The organism is Flavobacterium sp. C3NV (assembly GCF_046825355.2).
Classification (GTDB): domain Bacteria; phylum Bacteroidota; class Bacteroidia; order Flavobacteriales; family Flavobacteriaceae; genus Flavobacterium.
Genome location: NZ_JBKQBJ020000026.1, coordinates 1 through 16,511 on the forward strand (window position 1 = coordinate 1; position 16,511 = coordinate 16,511).

Below are 16,511 nucleotides of genomic sequence, written 5' to 3' on the forward strand. Positions count from 1 at the left end.
GCGGCGGGGCTCACCTCTTCCCATCCCGAACAGAGTAGTTAAGCCCGCCTGCGCAGATGGTACTGCAGTTATGTGGGAGAGTATGTCGTCGCCTTTCTTTTGAAAACCCTGTTTCTAACGAAACGGGGTTTTTTGTTTTAGATTGGTTTGTGGTTTGGTTTAACCGCAAGGAACGCAAGGGTTTTTTGGATTTTTGTGGATGGCTAAGTTCGCAAAGCTATGCGGTTAATGTTGGGATTTTGGATTTGGAAATTGAAACCTTATTAAAAGTTCTCATTAATATTTTGTATATAGTCCAAGACTTAAACTTTGGGAGATACATCGTGAGGGTTACCTTGTGTCCCAATGGTTGAAAACATTGGTTATGTTTTCAAAAGTTATAAAAACGCCCAAATAAATTTAGGTGTAATTTTCTGTAATAATTTCTGTTAAATTATAATCGTTTTTGAGTTTTAAATTATGGTGCGTTAGCCTATCTAAATGTGAATCTGTATTTTTGTATTATATATTATAATTGAAGTATGAAAAAAAGTATTGTATTGTTGACATTGTTTGTTATCTCAAATTTAAGTGCTCAACAGCGACCTAAGTTGGTGGTAGGTATTGTAGTAGATCAGATGAAAATGGAGTATTTATATCGGTTTTCTGATGATTTCTCTCCAAACGGATTTAAGAGATTAATGAATAATGGATATACTTTTCAGAATATGCATTATAATTATATGCCTACTTATACTGCTCCGGGACATGCATCTATTTACACTGGAACTACGCCAGCGACTCACGGAATTGTAGGTAATGAATGGTTTAGCAGAACGCTGGGCAAGCAAATGTATTGTACAGATGATGCAGGTGTAAAAACGGTAGGTGATGGTACTGCAGAAGAAGGGGCTATGTCTCCTAAGAATTTGCAAAGTACTACTATTACTGACGAAGTAAGAATGGCGACTAATTTTGAGGGAAAAGTTATTGGAATTAGCCTAAAAGATCGTGGTGCAATTCTACCAGCGGGTCATTTTGCAAACTGGGCTTTTTGGTACAGTAAAACTGGTTCTTTTATCTCAAGTACTTTCTACGGAGAAAAATTACCGGAATGGGTTACTGAGTTTAATAATGAGAAACATTATATGCCTTACATTAATAAAGGTTGGGATTTGTATAAACCAGTTGGTACTTATAACGAAAGTTTACCGGACAATAATCCTTATGAAGGTAAATTGTACGGAAGTGCAGCTCCTGTTTTCCCGTATGATTTAAAATCAATGTACGAAAAGAATGATGCGGGAGTTCTAAGAGCAACTCCTTTTGGGAATGATTTATTGGCTGAATTTGCTAAGAAAGCTATTGAAAAAGAAGAATTAGGAAAAGATAATATTACTGACTTTTTGACTGTGAGTTTCTCTTCTACTGATTATGTGGGTCATTTATTAGGGCCACGTTCTATGGAGTTGCAGGATACTTATTTAAGACTTGATCAAACAATCGCTGACTTCTTGACTTATTTAGATAAAACTGTAGGGAAGGGAAATTATTTACTTTTCTTAACTGCAGATCATGCTGGTGCTGAAAACGTGATTTATTTGAAAGACCGAAAATATAATGTAGATAATTATCCGTCTAAAGATGTTAAAAAGAGTTTACAGGATTTCTCAACTAAAACATTTGGAGCTGATTTGATTTTAAATTATTCAAATTTTAATGTTTTCTTTAATAAGCAAATTATTAAAGATAAAAAGTTAGACTTGGTAAAAGTAAAACAAGCTTTTAAAGAATTTTTGATTTCGCAGCCACAAGTTAAAAAGGTTTATACCGAAGAAGAAATATTGGCTAATTCAGGAAATGACTATTATTTAAATTTTGTTGCAAAAGGTTTTGATGTAACTCAAAATGGGGATTTGGTTATTATTGATAAGCCTGGTGATATTGAATATTCAACTACAGGAACATCTCACGGAACACCTTATAGCTATGATACTCATGTGCCAGCTATTTTTTACGGATGGCATATTAAGAAAGGAGAATCTTATGATAAAAAGGCTATTACTGAAATTGCTCCAACAATAGCCCAGAAAATTAAAGTTACTTTTCCAAATGGGACTGAAGCAAAAGTGTTACAAGAAGTATTAGATGAGAAAAAATAGTTTTCACTATTTGATATAAAATAAAAAACCTGTCATAATTTATGACAGGTTTTTTTTATGTCTAAAAAAAAGACTTTTCAATTAAGAAAAGCCTTTAAATAGTGTTTTTAGTAAGCACTTATTTTAATGTTAGCACTATGCGTTTGCTAACACTAACTCTTCGTTAAAAGGAAGATTCCAAGCTTCAGCAACTCCTTTATAAAGAATTTTTCCGTTAGCGATGTTTAATCCTTTTTTCAATTCTTCGTTTTCGCTACAAGCTTTTTCCCATCCTTTGTTTGCTAATTGTACTGCGTAAGGTAAAGTAGCATTAGTTAAAGCTAAAGTAGAAGTGTAAGGAACTGCTCCTGGCATATTTGCTACACAGTAGTGAACAATATCATCAATGATAAAAGTTGGGTTCTCGTGTGTTGTAGGAGTACAAGTTTCGATACATCCTCCCTGGTCAACTGCAACGTCAACAACAACAGTTCCCGGACGCATTAATTTAAGCATATCACGAGTAATTAAGTGAGGTGCTTTTGCTCCTGGAATCAAAACGGCTCCAACAATTAAATCAGCTGTAGCGATTGCCTTTGTAATATTGTAATGATTAGACATTTCTGTATTTACGTTTGCAGGCATAATGTCATCTAAATAACGTAAACGTGGCAAGCTTAAATCCATGATAGTTACCTGAGCACCTAAACCAGCAGCCATTTTTGCAGCCTGAGTTCCTACGATTCCCCCACCTAAAACTAAAACTTTAGCAGGAGGTACACCTGGAACACCACCTAAAAGAATTCCTCTTCCTTTTAATGGTTTTTCAAGATATTTAGCTCCTTGTTGAATAGCCATACGACCTGCAACTTCAGACATTGGTACCAATAATGGTAAACTACGGTCTGCTTTTTCTACTGTTTCGTAAGCTAAACAAACAGCACCTTTTTCAAGCATTGCATGAGTTAACGGTTCTGATGAAGCAAAATGGAAGTAAGTAAATAATAATTGATCTTTTTTGATTAATGGATATTCAGATGCAATTGGCTCTTTTACTTTGATGATCATTTCAGCAATAGCGTAAACTTCTTCGATAGTTGCTAAAACTACAGCACCTGCATTTGTATATTCCTCGTCGCTAAAACCACTTCCTAAACCAGCAGTTGCCTGAACATAAACTACATGTCCGTGTTTTTTCATTTCAGAAACTCCTGCAGGAGTTAAAGCTACACGATTTTCGTTATTTTTTATTTCTTTTGGAACACCTATTATCATTTTTGTTGGATTTTTTTGTTTTTGTTGAGATTCTTTTACAAAACTACAGATAGAGAATTTATTATGGATTAACGACCTATAAATAAGAAAATATTATTTTATTTAATACTTTTACAGAAAAATATTCTATTTGAGGGTGTTTAAACTCGTCCAAAGAGAAAAAATGACTTATTTTTATTAATTACAGAAAACGTTTTCGTTATGGCTTTAGATGAAATTGACAAAAAAATCTTACGTCTCTTACAGGAAAATGCGCACTACACGCTAAAAGACATCGCAAACAAAATAAATTTGTCTTTAACCCCTGTTCATGATCGGGTAAAACGTCTTGAAAAAGATGGAGTTATTGAAAAGTATGTTTCGATTTTGAACAAGAAAAAACTTGGCAATAATCTTACGGTTTATTGTCAGGTTACCTTAACAAAGCAGACTTATGACACATCTGAAGGATTCAATCAGTCTATTTTGAATTTACCTGAAGTTGTAGAGTGTAATTATGTTTCGGGAAATTTTGATTATATGCTAAAAATTATCATTCCGGATATGGAAAGCTATCATCAGTTTCATCAGAAAAAATTATCGGTATTACCGGAGGTTTCCCTTATCAATACTGTTTTTGTTATTTCTGAAGTGAAGAGTACAACTGTTTTACCAATATAATTCGGCAATTTTATTCTATTTTAAACGATTCAGATCTTGTTGAATAGTTTCTAAGAAAAAACCACCAGACAATGCCTGATGGTTTTAGATAAATGGTTGGTTTTGGTTTTATATTAATAGTAAGTAAAACGTCTTACTTTGGCAATGTATTTTGCTAATCTAATGACCTGGTGGCTGTAACCGTATTCGTTATCGTACCAAATATATAGTATTATGTTTTTTCCGTCTTTAGATACGATTGTTGCATTACTATCATAAATAGATGGGGCAGAAGTGCCAACAATATCAGATGATACTAATTCGTTGTTTAATGAATATTTTATCTGCTCAACTAATTCCCCTTCAAGAGCGTATTTTTTCATGATTTTATTAATGGCTGGAATCGAAGTGGCTTTTTTAACTTCTAAATTCAAAACTACTAAAGAGCCATTTGGTACAGGAACTCTAATGGCATTCGAAGTTAATTTTCCTTCTAATGAAGGTAATGCCTTTGCAACAGCATTTCCGGCACCGGTTTCGGTAATTACCATGTTTAAAGCTGCAGCTCTTCCGCGACGGTATTTTTTATGCATGTTATCGACCAGATTTTGATCGTTTGTATAAGCGTGAATAGTTTCTAAATGCCCTTTTACAACTCCTAATGTATCTTCAATTGCTTTTAAAACGGGTGTAATAGCATTTGTGGTGCAGGAAGCAGCCGAAAAAATATTTATTTCGTCAGGATTATATTCGTTGTGATTTACACCATGTACAATATTCGGAATTCCTTTTCCTGGTGCGGTCAATAAAACTTTACTCGTTCCGGGTGATGTTAAATGTCTTTTTAAAGCTTCTTCAGTAGTAAAAGCTCCGGTATTATCAATTACTAATGCATCATTAATTCCGTATTGAGTATAATCAATTTCTTCAGGAGAATTTGCTGTGATAATATGTACAGTTGTTCCGTTGATAATCAATGCATTGTTTTTTGGATCAGCAATTACAGATCCCTGAAAATCGCCGTGAATAGAATCATATCGCAAAAGAGAAGCTCGTTTCTCTAAAGTAGATGCATCATTTTTATCACGGGTTACAATCGCTCTCAGTCGCAATTGGTTTCCTTTTCCTGTTTTAGACATTAATTCTCTTGCTAATAAACGCCCAATTCTTCCAAAACCGTACAATACAATGTCTTTAGGTTGAATTTCTTCAGATGATTTAGCTTTTTTCAGTTTTTCGAAAACAAAATATCGCGCATCAGGATATTTTTCATCTTCTAAACCATATTCGTAAGTCAGTTTTCCAAGATCTAATTTAGCAGGCGGAAGATCTAATGACAAAATTACTTTTGCGATTTCAACCGAATCAAAAATGGTGATGGGTTTGCCTACAAACTCACCTGCATATTGATGCAAATTGATAATGTCGCTCACATTTTTGTCCAATAACTGATTTTTGAATAAAACCATTTCAATGGATTTGTCATACCATAAATCGCTTATGATTTTAATTAATTCGACACCAGCTCTTCTTCGGTCGACTTGTAATGATACCTCTTTTTGGTACAAAGATTTTTTGCTCATAATTGATTAAATTGAAAAAATAAATACACGAATATTTTTAAATTTTGCGCAAAAGTATCTATTTCAATCGATTTCGTAAACTATTTTGTGATTTATTTTTGAAAAATAAAAAAGCCACCTTATTGCTAAGATGGCTTTTTTACATTGTTAAATTTATAAGTTTTCAGTCTCGGTCTCAGTTTTCAGTCTGTAAAGAAACTGTATACTGTTACTGGAAACTGAGACTTTTTTTAAATAATAATTCTAAGGATTTCTCCGTTTTTATTGATCATTTCCAGACGTACACTTTGTCCTTCATCTTTTCTGTTTAAAAGTTTAGAAACCGTCTCGATATTTGTTGCTTTTACATTATCAATACTCAAAATAATATTGCCCTGTAATTCGTTTTGATATTGCATTAAATTTTCATTGTTGATATTTCTGATTTTTACACCATAATCAATTCTAAATTTCTTTTTATCAGCAGCATCAATATTTTCTAATTCAATTCCTTTAAATTCGGTACTATAAAATTCGTTTTTGCTTAAAGTTACCGGAACTGTTTTTGTTTTCCCTTCTTTTATATAAGTTACTTTAACAACGTCATTTGGTCGTTTTGTATTGATATATCCAGAAAGATCAGCATAAGTCGCAATATTTTGATCGTCAAGTTTTACAATAATATCTCCTTTACCCAGACCGGCTTTTTCTGCACCTGAATTTTTAGAAACTTTACTGATGTAAAATCCCTGAGTTTCAGTAACACCTAATTCTTTTGAGGCGGTACTATTTAACTCTCCACCTTCGACACCCAAAATTCCTCTTTGAACATTTCCAAATTCCATAATATCTTCGATAATTTTTCGGGCGATATTAGAAGGAACAGCAAATGAATAACCAACATAAGAACCTGTCATAGATGAAATCATAGTATTAATACCAATTAATTCACCTCTGGTATTCACTAATGCACCACCACTGTTTCCTGGGTTTACGGCAGCATCGGTCTGAATAAAAGACTGAATTCCGTTAGTGTCTAAATTTCTGGCTTTCGCCGAAACAATTCCGGCAGTTACAGTCGAAGTTAAGTTATACGGATTTCCAACTGCCAAAACCCATTCACCGATTTTTACGGAATCTGAATTGGCAAAGGCTGTATAAGGTAATTTTTCATTAGCATCGATTTTTAGTAAAGCGATATCCATTTTAGAATCGGTACCAATTAGTTTTGCTTTATATGACTTTTTATTGTTTAAAGTGATTTCGATTTCTGTGGCATCTTTGATCACGTGATTGTTCGTGACAATATATCCGTCTTCAGAAATAATGACACCAGATCCCGTTCCAACTTGTTCTTGTTGCTGTTGGCCACCATAACCATAGAAAAATTCTAACATAGGATTGCTAACGGTTCTTCGCGAAACATTTTTTACGTGAACAACAGTATGAATTGTTTTATCTGCGGCAGCTGTAAAATCGACCGTTTCAGCAGATAAAGCGACATTTTTTCCAAACGAATTTGGGGCAAGAGTTACAACAGAATTTTGTCTTCCAAAAAAAGAATTGTTGCTTTCAAATAATAACTTGTAAGCACCAAGTGTAGTAGCACCGCTAAGTAGTGAAACCAAAAATAAGGTTGAAAGTCTTTTCATAGTTATATTATATGTTTAAGTTGTTATAATTTATGTTTATGTAATTTCACGTAAAAATAATTCAAAAAATTAACGAATAAAATGGTTTAACGCTCTTTAACATTGATTAACATTTCATTAATTATTTGTTCGTACTTTTGTATTATTAATGGAAAAAAAATGCAAATAGAATTTTATAAATATCAGGGTACAGGAAACGATTTTGTAATGATTGATAATCGTTCAGATTTCTTTCCAAAAGATAATATTAAATTGATTGAACGCCTGTGTGACAGACGTTTCGGAATTGGAGCAGATGGTCTTATTTTATTAGAAAATGATACCGAAACTGACTTCAGAATGGTGTATTATAACTCAGACGGAAATCAGAGTTCAATGTGCGGAAACGGCGGTCGCTGTTTAGTGGCTTTTGCCAACCAATTAGGAGTGATTAAGGACGAAGCTACATTTATAGCAACAGACGGTTTGCATCACGCTTCTGTAGGTGATGAAGCTATTATTTCTCTGCAAATGATTGATGTCGATGAAGTACAAAAGAAAGATTCATATACTTTTTTAGATACCGGTTCTCCGCATCACGTTCAGATTGTGGATGATTTAGAACATTATAATGTAAAAGAGAATGGCGCTGCAATTCGTTATGGAGAGTTGTATGGCGAAAAAGGAAGCAATATCAATTTTGTAAAAAAGGTTGACGATGGTACTTTTTCACTTCGTACTTATGAAAGAGGAGTCGAAGATGAAACTCTGGCTTGCGGAACGGGAGCAACAGCAGTTGCAATTGCAATGAACGCTATCGGTCAAACAGATAAAACTTCGATTAATTTAAATGTTGAAGGCGGAAAACTAGTTGTTTCTTTTGATAAATTGGGAGATCATTTTACGAATGTTTTCCTAACCGGTCCTGCCAAATTTGTTTTTAAGGGTACAATTGAAATATAATTTACTATATTCATATCAAAAAAAACTTTGAGAAAAACTTTCTTTATTCTGCTTCTTTTCTTTGCTAGTTTAAATATTCACGCGTGTTTGAACGGTGAAAAATATTTAATGAAAAATGGCGATTATCTTTATATGGATTATGCTGATAATTTACCATTTGGGCATAATTTTATTATCGGAAAATTTACAGAACGTTCTAAAATTGAGCTTGATAGTCTATATCGCAAAACCAAAGATCTGGATTATCTTTCAGATAAAGGATATATTTTGATTATTGAAAAGAAATATGACGAAGCATTAAGTCTGTATTTAAAGATTGAAAAGCTAAAGCCAAACCGATATTCAACAGCTTCCAACTTAGGAACTTTATATGAATTGATGGGGAATAATGAAGAAGCTTTAAAATGGATCAATAAATTGATCACCATAAATCCTAAATCGCATAATGGCTCAGAATGGCTCCATTCCCGAATTTTAGAAGCAAAAATTAACGGTACAAAATTTCAAACCGCAAAATTCCTTTTGAATACTGATTTCGGTAAAGAAATTAAACCTGTTTCTCAACTCGATACAATTCAATTAAATAAATTGGATAAGTCATTGAACTATCAATTGAATGAAAGAATGTCTTTTATCAAACCCAAAGATAATATAATAGCAATTTTGTTGTTTGAATTGGGTAATATAAAAATGATTAAAGGAGAGTTTAATACCGCAAAGCCAATTCTGGAAGAAGCAAAAAGGTATGGTTTGAATAGTCCGATTTTAGAAAAAAGACTCACTTATACCAAGCATGTATTAAATCCAAAACCTAAAATCAAGAAAGAAACGGGTGAGGAGATAGATTACGTTAGAACTTTACTTTCAATAATTTTAGGTATTATATCGATTAGTCTTTTATATTTAATATTTCAATCTAAAAAGCAACAATTAAAAATCTAAAATGATTACACTCAAAGGAGAAAATATTTATCTGCGAGCATTAGAACCTAATGATCTGGAGTTTGTTTATGCAATGGAGAATGATGAAAGCATTTGGGAAGTCAGTAATACACAAACACCTTATAGCCGATTTTTAGTTCGTCAGTATCTCGAAAATGCGCAACAGGATATTTACGAAGCCAAACAATTGCGTTTGGCAATCTGTCAGGATCAGGATTTTCCGGCGATTGGGTTAATTGATTTATTCGAATTTGATCCTAAAAATAACAGGGCAGGTATCGGAATTGTTATTCAAAAAGACGAAAACAGAAAGCAAAACATTGGTTCTGAGGCATTAGAACTTTTAATCAAGTATTCTTTTCATAATTTAAATTTACATCAGTTGTATGCAAATATAGCTGTAGGAAATGTAGCAAGTATAGCTCTTTTTACTAAATTTGGCTTTGAGAAAATAGGAATCAAAAAAGATTGGATTTTGCTTAATAACCACTATCAAGACGAAGCAATTTTTCAGTTAATTAATAAACAAATTTAAACTTTATACTTTGAGCTTAAAAAAAATCATCACAATAACTGCTGTAGCCGTAATTTCAGTTTTAATGATTTACGGATTTATTTTAATTAGTAAAATATTCAGTGCCAATACTAAATTTGACGAAAAGGAACTTTATGTGTATGTTCCTACAAACGCAAATTACACAGATGTAAAGAAAATATTAGCGCCTTACATTAAAAATTTCGACAATTTTGAAATGGTAGCCAATAAAAGAAGCTATCCTGAAAATGTAAAATCGGGTCGTTTTCTACTTAAAAAAGACATGAATAATATCGATTTGGTTCGCGCAATGAGAGCCAATATTCCTGTCAAATTATCTTTTAATAACCAGGAACGCTTAGAAAACTTTGCAGGAAGAGTGGGCGCTGAGATCGAAGCAGACAGTTTATCTTTAATGAAAGCAATTAAAGATCCGGCTTTTCTAAAAGAAAATGGTTTTAATGAAGAAAATGTTTTTGCGATGTTTATCCCAAATACCTATGAGATTTATTGGAATACTTCTGCAGAGAAATTCAGAGATAAAATGATTAAGGAATATCATAATTTCTGGACGGCTGAAAGAATCGAAAAAGCAAAAAAACAAGGCTTAACTCCGGTTCAGGCTACAATTTTAGCTTCTATCGTTCATAAAGAATCGGTTAAAAAAGATGAAAGACCTCGTATTGCGGGTGTATATTTGAATCGTTTGCGTTTAGAAATGCCTTTGCAAGCAGATCCAACTGTTATTTATGCTTTAAAACTTAGAGATAATAATTTTGATCAGGTTATTAAGAGAGTTTTTTATAATGATTTGGTTATGAGATCTCCATACAATACTTATGTAAACATAGGACTTCCTCCGGGACCTATCGCGATGCCTGATATCACAGCTGTTGATGCGGTTTTAAATCCAGAAAAGAACGATTATATTTATTTTTGTGCCAGTATAGATCGTTTTGGTTATCATGAATTTGCATCAACTTATGAGCAACATCAAATAAATGCAAAAAAATATTCAGACTGGATCGCTAGTCAGGGAGTGACAAGATAATTTTTTCATAATTAATGATTAAAAATAGTAAAAAACCGAGGCGTAAAGCTTCGGTTTTTTTTATGCTCTATACTTAATGGTTTTATTTGAAAAGTAATTATTTTTTCGACAAATACAGGATGATTCTTTTACTGAAGATTTCTCATTTTTGATTCTCATTTTTTAAAAATAGAATCAAAAATTCTCGATTAATATTCTCTATTTTATGTGTGCTTTAAAATTGAAATTTACAAAAGATTATATTTTAGTTTACATAAATTTAATGAAAGAACCAAATTTTAATGCCATAAATTATCTTTAAAAATCCTAAACGTTTGGTAAGTTTAATCTTGCTATTTTAACTAATTTGCTAAAAAATTGATAAAAATTGCATTTTTCAGATTTATATTTTGGTGCTTTTGAAGCAAAATTAAAACCTTGGTTTTCCCCTCGTAATCTGCATCAATAAAGGGATTAGTAGCTATATTTATATTTGCAAAAACATGTAACTATTTGATTTACAGGGTTATTTTGTATTTCTTATCTTTGCACCGTAGAAATTTCAAAGAGGTGACAGGGATTTGAAGAAAAACAATTTATGATAAAGAAGTGGTATTTTTATGCGAGTTTGATCGTTATTATTACATTTTTAAGTTTGGGTTTTAAACCCTTTAATCTGGAAACCAAACCTTGGTTTCTAATAGAAAAAACAGATGGATCTGAATACATGTTTCCATCGCAAGAAGAGGATGATTATCCTGCAATAAAAAAGGTAAATGTCGTATTTACAGAAAAGCGACTTATTAGTTTTAAAGAAGCGGTAGGCTTTAAAGAATCTCAGGGAAAATACCGATTGGTAAATTCGTTAGGTTATATGGGGAAATACCAATTTGGTTCTAAAGCTTTAAGAGCTGTTGGTGTTAAAAATGACAAAGCCTTTTTGAAAGATCCTGCATTACAAGAAAAAGCATTTCTTGCATTACTATCCAAAAACAAATGGATTTTACGTAATGAAATAGAAAAGTATGAAGGAAAGATTATCAGTGGTATCGAAATTACCGAATCGGGAATTTTAGCCGCTGCACACCTTGGAGGAGCTGGTTCAGTAAAAAACTTTTTTAAAAATAGAGGAAACAGGCATTTTAGAGATGCTTACGGTACTTCATTAAAAAGTTATATGAAAGCCTTTGGAGGTTATGATCTTTCTCGTATCGAAGCTGATAGTGATGCTACAATACACGATCAAATTTAGAATTTGCATAAGCAAAAAAAATCCCGATACAATTCGGGATTTTTTTATGCTCTTTAGTCAATTAGAATTTCGAGGATTTTAATAGCAGCTTCGCTAATTTTAGTTCCTGGTCCAAAAACGGCAACAGCTCCGGCATCAAATAGAAATTGGTAGTCTTGCGCCGGAATTACTCCGCCTACAATAACCATAATGTCTTCGCGTCCGTGTTTTTTAAGTTCTTCGATAACTTGCGGGACTAATGTTTTGTGGCCTGCTGCCAATGATGAAACGCCTAAAATATGCACGTCATTTTCAACCGCTTGTTTGGCAGCTTCGGCAGGTGTTTGAAAAAGTGGACCTATGTCAACATCAAAACCTACATCGGCATAGCCTGTGGCTACTACTTTTGCGCCACGATCATGACCGTCCTGTCCCATTTTAGCAATCATAATTCTGGGACGTCTACCTTCTTGTTTGGCAAAGGCATCTGCTAATTGTTTTGCCTTCTCAAAATTCTCGTCGTTTTTTATTGCTGCACTATACACACCGCTAAAGGATTTAATTTGCGCTTTATATCGGCCAAAAATACTTTCGAGAGCATCGCTAATTTCGCCTAATGTTGCTCTGTTTCGAGCGGCTTCAATAGCAATTTCTAATAAGTTTCCTTGTCCGGTTTTGGCACAAAGTATTAATTTTTCCAGTGATTGATTTACTTTTTCAGTATCTCGTGTTGCTTTTATTTGTTCCAGTTGCGCTAATTGTTGCTTGCGAACCATTTGGTTGTCGACATCCAAAATATGCAATGGATCTTCTTTCTCTAATCTATATTGGTTTACACCAACAATAATATCCTGTCCGCTATCAATTCTTGCTTGTTTTCTGGCTGCAGCTTCTTCAATTCTTAGTTTCGGAATTCCGGCTTCAATGGCTTTTGTCATTCCGCCCAATTCTTCTACTTCTTCGATCAGTTTCCAGGTACTTTTTAGAATTTCATTTGTCAGGCTTTCAACATAATAACTTCCTCCCCAAGGATCTACGGTTTTGGTGATTTTAGTTTCTTCCTGTAAAAAAATCTGTGTATTACGGGCTATTCTTGCCGAAAAGTCTGTTGGTAATGCAATCGCTTCGTCCAATGCATTAGTATGTAAGGATTGAGTTCCTCCAAAAGCTGCTGCTGTGGCTTCGATGCAAGTTCTGGCAACATTATTAAAAGGATCTTGTTCTGTTAAGCTCCAGCCACTAGTTTGGCAATGCGTTCTTAAAGCTAAAGATTTATCGCTTTTAGGATTAAATTGCTGTACTAATTTTGCCCAAATCATTCGGCCTGCACGCATTTTCGCAATCTCCATAAAATGATTCATTCCAATTGCCCAAAAGAAAGACAGGCGAGGAGCGAACTCATCGATTGTCATTCCAGTAGAAAGTCCGGTTCGGATATATTCTAAACCATCCGCCAAAGTATACGCCAATTCAATATCGGCTGTTGCTCCGGCTTCCTGCATATGATATCCTGAAATAGAGATCGAATTGAATTTTGGCATTTTCTTGCTCGTAAATTCAAAAATATCTGCAATAATCTTCATAGAAGGTGTTGGCGGATAGATATAAGTATTACGAACCATAAATTCTTTTAGAATATCATTCTGGATCGTTCCGGATAACTTCTCGATTGCGACTCCTTGTTCTTCAGCTGCGACAATATAAAAGGCCATAATAGGCAAAACCGCTCCGTTCATCGTCATCGAAACCGACATTTCGTCTAACGGAATCTGGTCAAACAAAACTTTCATGTCTTCGACAGAATCAATAGCAACACCAGCTTTCCCGACATCGCCAACCACTCTTTCGTGATCAGAGTCATAACCGCGATGTGTTGGTAAATCAAAAGCGATAGAAAGTCCTTTTTGTCCTGCGGCCAGATTTCTTCTGTAAAAGGCATTGCTTTCTTCTGCGGTAGAAAATCCTGCATATTGTCGAATCGTCCACGGACGTCTCACGTACATAGTAGAGTATGGTCCGCGTAAATTAGGCGCAAAACCTGCTCCAAAATCAAGAAACTCTAAGTCTTCGATATCTTTTTCAGAATAAGTCTCTTTTAGCGCGATTCCTTCGGCTGTGGTGAAGTTATCAGTTACACATTTTGAGTTAGACGATGTTTCGTTTAACTTCTCACTTTTAACATCTAACTTTATATGTTTAAGGTCTTTTCTCAATTTTTAAAAATGTTATTTAGAATATGTTTAATTCACTATCTCTCGATGTGTGAAAAATAGATTTAATAACGACACAATTTTCATAAATAGAATAATGTATGGCGTAGGGAAAAGTTTTTAAAAATATGAGACGAATGTTGTCATATCTTATTTGAAATAGTAATGGATCTTTTTTAAGGATAGCTAAACTTCTTTTAAAGGAATCATTAAATCTAATGGCTAATTTTGGATGTATTTCTTTATACCAAAGCAAAGATTTTTTATAATCTGCTTTAGCTTCATCAATAATTAATATTTTATAGGTCATCTTCAATTTCTTTTAAAAAATCATCAATGTCAGTTACATTCTTTGGATTTTTTAAATATTTTTCTGTTCTTTCTCTTACTTGATCAACTTGCCATTGAGGAATTTTATAATTGTCATTTTGTACAGGTAAAATAATTACTTCTACTTCATCTGCTATAAAATCATCAGGTAGAATAACCGTTACAGAATGATTTTTAACTGATATTATTTGTCTAATTGCTTCCATAATTATTTAGGTTTACGTTCAAATATAATGATTTGAAATGAATTTTATTCGAGTTCAAGGCGTTCCTGTTCCAGCTTCTCTGCCAATCTTTTTTCTATAATTGGTGTAATTAATGTTTTTCTTGGTTTTATTTTTACAAAAGGAAACAATTCCAAATCGTGTTTCATTCGGTCTTCTTTGTTAGGATATTTATTCGTGCCTAATAAAACTTCTTTTTTAGAATCGAACAATTCCTGCTCTTTTGTTGCACTTTCCTGAATTTTCTTTTTGATGGTTCCGTCGTTTAGAAGTTTTAAGAATCCACCATTTGCTTCAATATCTTTAAATAAAGCCAAACTTTTTTCAGCCAATTGCATGGTCAGACTTTCTATGTAATAACTTCCATCGGCTGGATTATCGACTTTATCAAAATAACTTTCATGTTTTAAAACCAACAATTGATTTCTGGCAATTCGATCACCAAATTCATTGTCTTTATGGTACAAAGAATCATATGGTAAATTGGCCACAGCATCAGCACCGCCCAAAATTGCCGACATACATTCGGTTGTGGTACGTAACATATTTACATTATAATCGTAAATTGTTTTATTGCGTTTGGTTGGCGTTACCAAAAAATGACATTCTAAATCAGGATTATATTCTTTAGCAATTAATTTGAAAAGCATTCGTAATGCACGAAGTTTTGCAATTTCAAAAAAATAATTTGTGCTTACTGATATTTGAAATACAAATGGTTTTGTAATTGTTGGTAAACGATTCAAATATTCGTTGGCGTGTGCTAAACTATAAGCAATTTGCTGCGTAATATTGGCTCCGGCATTTTGATATAAACCGGAATCAATACTTAACAAGGAAAGGTTTGTTGTGGCTTTTGCAATTTTTTCGATCGTTTCGAAATTATTTTTATCAGCTGTTGTAAACCAGTTTCCTTCTCTTGCAAAATGACCAATTGGGTCAATATTGCAATAAAAAACAGCTTTTTTCTGAATCGAAATGGTGTCCAATACTTTTACGAAATCGATTGAAATAAATTTCAAATTAAAGTAAACCGTTCTGTTTTCTAAAGGAAGATTTTCTAATAATTTTTGAACATCGATTTTTTCATTTTCGATAGTAAAACGTAAGCTTTCGGCACCTCTGGCGATAGTATTTATAGCTCTTTGAATCGATTTCTCGATATCATAGACAAAGATATTTTGACAAATTTTAAAATTGGATGCTTGGGTTTTAACCGAAGCAGCTTTAGAAAATTCATCTATATGATAAAACGGTTTAACCTGAATGTCTTCTGGAGAATTCCAAATTACGGTTTCGTTATAATCTGCTCCATCTAATTCAAACTGAATTTTTTGTTTCCATTGTTTGGATGAAATCGGATTAAAATCGTCGAATAGGGTAGTAGCCATTGGGTTTGTGTGCTTTTTTCTGATTATTCTTTTGTGTCTTGAATGGTATCTCCTTCAAATTGAATGATGTAAATATCTTCGCTATCTTTTTTCATGTAATATTTTTCGCGAGCATATTTTTCTATTTGTTCAGGATTTTTAAGCTGCTTGATCTGTTCCTGATCTTTCTTTATTTCGTCCTGATAATATTTTTTGTTGTCTTGTAGTTCATTAATCTGTCCGTCAAGGAAACGGTGATCAAAATAGGAGTAATTGTCTAAAAATAACATCCAGACTACAAAAAATAGTAAAACCCAAACATATTTATTGCTCAGTAATTTAAACCAGCGTTTGCCTTTATATGGATTTTTTAATTTCATTTTCTCTTTAAACTGATTACTTCTTATAATTTCGATCGGTGTTCTAGCCCCGATGGAGCCGATATCCTT

15 protein-coding genes and 1 rRNA gene are annotated in these 16,511 nt (G+C 33.2%); 8 read left to right on the plus strand and 8 right to left on the minus strand.

Features of this window, described 5'->3' with window-relative positions; translation table 11 throughout:
- Positions 1 to 97, plus strand: a 5S ribosomal RNA gene (rrf, locus tag ACIDC4_RS24055); the annotation flags it as partial.
- A gap of 424 nt (positions 98 to 521) precedes the next feature.
- Complete coding sequence (gene pafA, locus ACIDC4_RS24060; RefSeq protein WP_412044178.1) at positions 522 to 2,141, plus strand: alkaline phosphatase PafA; 1,620 nt, start codon at positions 522 to 524, stop codon at positions 2,139 to 2,141.
- A gap of 135 nt (positions 2,142 to 2,276) precedes the next feature.
- Here the strand turns inward: pafA and ald are convergent, their stop codons facing one another.
- A complete protein-coding gene (ald, locus tag ACIDC4_RS24065; RefSeq protein ID WP_412044177.1) occupies positions 2,277 to 3,395 on the minus strand; it encodes an alanine dehydrogenase in 1,119 nt (372 codons plus the stop codon).
- Between the two features lie 201 nt (positions 3,396 to 3,596).
- On the opposite strand from ald, the gene ACIDC4_RS24070 reads away from it, so the two are divergent.
- Positions 3,597 to 4,055 carry an Lrp/AsnC family transcriptional regulator gene (locus ACIDC4_RS24070; protein ID WP_078005766.1) on the plus strand — a complete coding sequence of 153 codons (459 nt, stop codon included), beginning with the start codon at positions 3,597 to 3,599 and terminating at the stop codon, positions 4,053 to 4,055.
- Positions 4,056 to 4,168: 113 nt separating this feature from the next.
- Here ACIDC4_RS24070 and ACIDC4_RS24075 read toward each other — a convergent pair whose 3' ends face one another.
- Together ACIDC4_RS24075 and ACIDC4_RS24080 are read right to left on the minus strand one after the other, a co-directional pair.
- Positions 4,169 to 5,617, minus strand: coding sequence for a glyceraldehyde-3-phosphate dehydrogenase (locus ACIDC4_RS24075; RefSeq protein WP_412044176.1), 1,449 nt, complete (start codon positions 5,615 to 5,617; stop codon positions 4,169 to 4,171).
- Between the two features lie 230 nt (positions 5,618 to 5,847).
- Positions 5,848 to 7,248, minus strand: a complete 1,401-nt coding sequence (locus ACIDC4_RS24080; RefSeq protein WP_230032377.1) for a trypsin-like peptidase domain-containing protein — start codon at positions 7,246 to 7,248, stop codon at positions 5,848 to 5,850.
- A gap of 159 nt (positions 7,249 to 7,407) precedes the next feature.
- On the opposite strand from ACIDC4_RS24080, the gene dapF reads away from it, so the two are divergent.
- The 5 genes from dapF (at position 7,408) to ACIDC4_RS24105 (ending at position 11,949) form a co-directional block, all read left to right on the plus strand.
- Entirely contained in the window at positions 7,408 to 8,190 is a 783-nt protein-coding gene (gene dapF / locus ACIDC4_RS24085; RefSeq protein ID WP_412044175.1) for a diaminopimelate epimerase, read from the plus strand.
- A 108-nt stretch (positions 8,191 to 8,298) separates the two neighbouring features.
- Positions 8,299 to 9,132: a tetratricopeptide repeat protein gene (locus ACIDC4_RS24090; protein WP_412044174.1), complete on the plus strand. Its 834-nt coding sequence runs from the start codon at positions 8,299 to 8,301 to the stop codon at positions 9,130 to 9,132.
- A 1-nt stretch (position 9,133) separates the two neighbouring features.
- A complete protein-coding gene (locus ACIDC4_RS24095; RefSeq protein WP_230032372.1) occupies positions 9,134 to 9,667 on the plus strand; it encodes a GNAT family N-acetyltransferase in 534 nt (177 codons plus the stop codon).
- Positions 9,668 to 9,677: 10 nt separating this feature from the next.
- A complete protein-coding gene (gene mltG / locus ACIDC4_RS24100; RefSeq protein WP_230032370.1) occupies positions 9,678 to 10,718 on the plus strand; it encodes an endolytic transglycosylase MltG in 1,041 nt (346 codons plus the stop codon).
- A 577-nt stretch (positions 10,719 to 11,295) separates the two neighbouring features.
- Positions 11,296 to 11,949: a peptidoglycan-binding protein LysM gene (locus tag ACIDC4_RS24105; protein ID WP_412044173.1), complete on the plus strand. Its 654-nt coding sequence runs from the start codon at positions 11,296 to 11,298 to the stop codon at positions 11,947 to 11,949.
- Between the two features lie 53 nt (positions 11,950 to 12,002).
- On the opposite strand, the gene scpA is transcribed toward ACIDC4_RS24105, so the two are convergent.
- Genes scpA through ACIDC4_RS24130 form a run of 5 tightly spaced genes read right to left on the minus strand, consistent with a single transcriptional unit; the run spans position 12,003 to position 16,442 of the window.
- Positions 12,003 to 14,141, minus strand: a complete 2,139-nt coding sequence (scpA, locus tag ACIDC4_RS24110; protein WP_412044172.1) for a methylmalonyl-CoA mutase — start codon at positions 14,139 to 14,141, stop codon at positions 12,003 to 12,005.
- A 16-nt stretch (positions 14,142 to 14,157) separates the two neighbouring features.
- Positions 14,158 to 14,448 carry a type II toxin-antitoxin system RelE/ParE family toxin gene (locus tag ACIDC4_RS24115; protein WP_412044171.1) on the minus strand — a complete coding sequence of 97 codons (291 nt, stop codon included), beginning with the start codon at positions 14,446 to 14,448 and terminating at the stop codon, positions 14,158 to 14,160.
- Positions 14,438 to 14,674 (minus strand): hypothetical protein, encoded by a 237-nt coding sequence (locus tag ACIDC4_RS24120; RefSeq protein ID WP_412044170.1) that lies wholly within the window; start codon positions 14,672 to 14,674, stop codon positions 14,438 to 14,440. Before ACIDC4_RS24120 ends, ACIDC4_RS24115 begins: the two co-directional genes overlap by 11 nt.
- A 44-nt stretch (positions 14,675 to 14,718) precedes the next feature.
- Entirely contained in the window at positions 14,719 to 16,083 is a 1,365-nt protein-coding gene (locus tag ACIDC4_RS24125; protein WP_412044169.1) for a methylmalonyl-CoA mutase subunit beta, read from the minus strand.
- Positions 16,084 to 16,106: 23 nt separating this feature from the next.
- Entirely contained in the window at positions 16,107 to 16,442 is a 336-nt protein-coding gene (locus ACIDC4_RS24130) for an FtsB family cell division protein (protein WP_230032366.1), read from the minus strand.
- Positions 16,443 to 16,511: the final 69 nt, after the last annotated feature.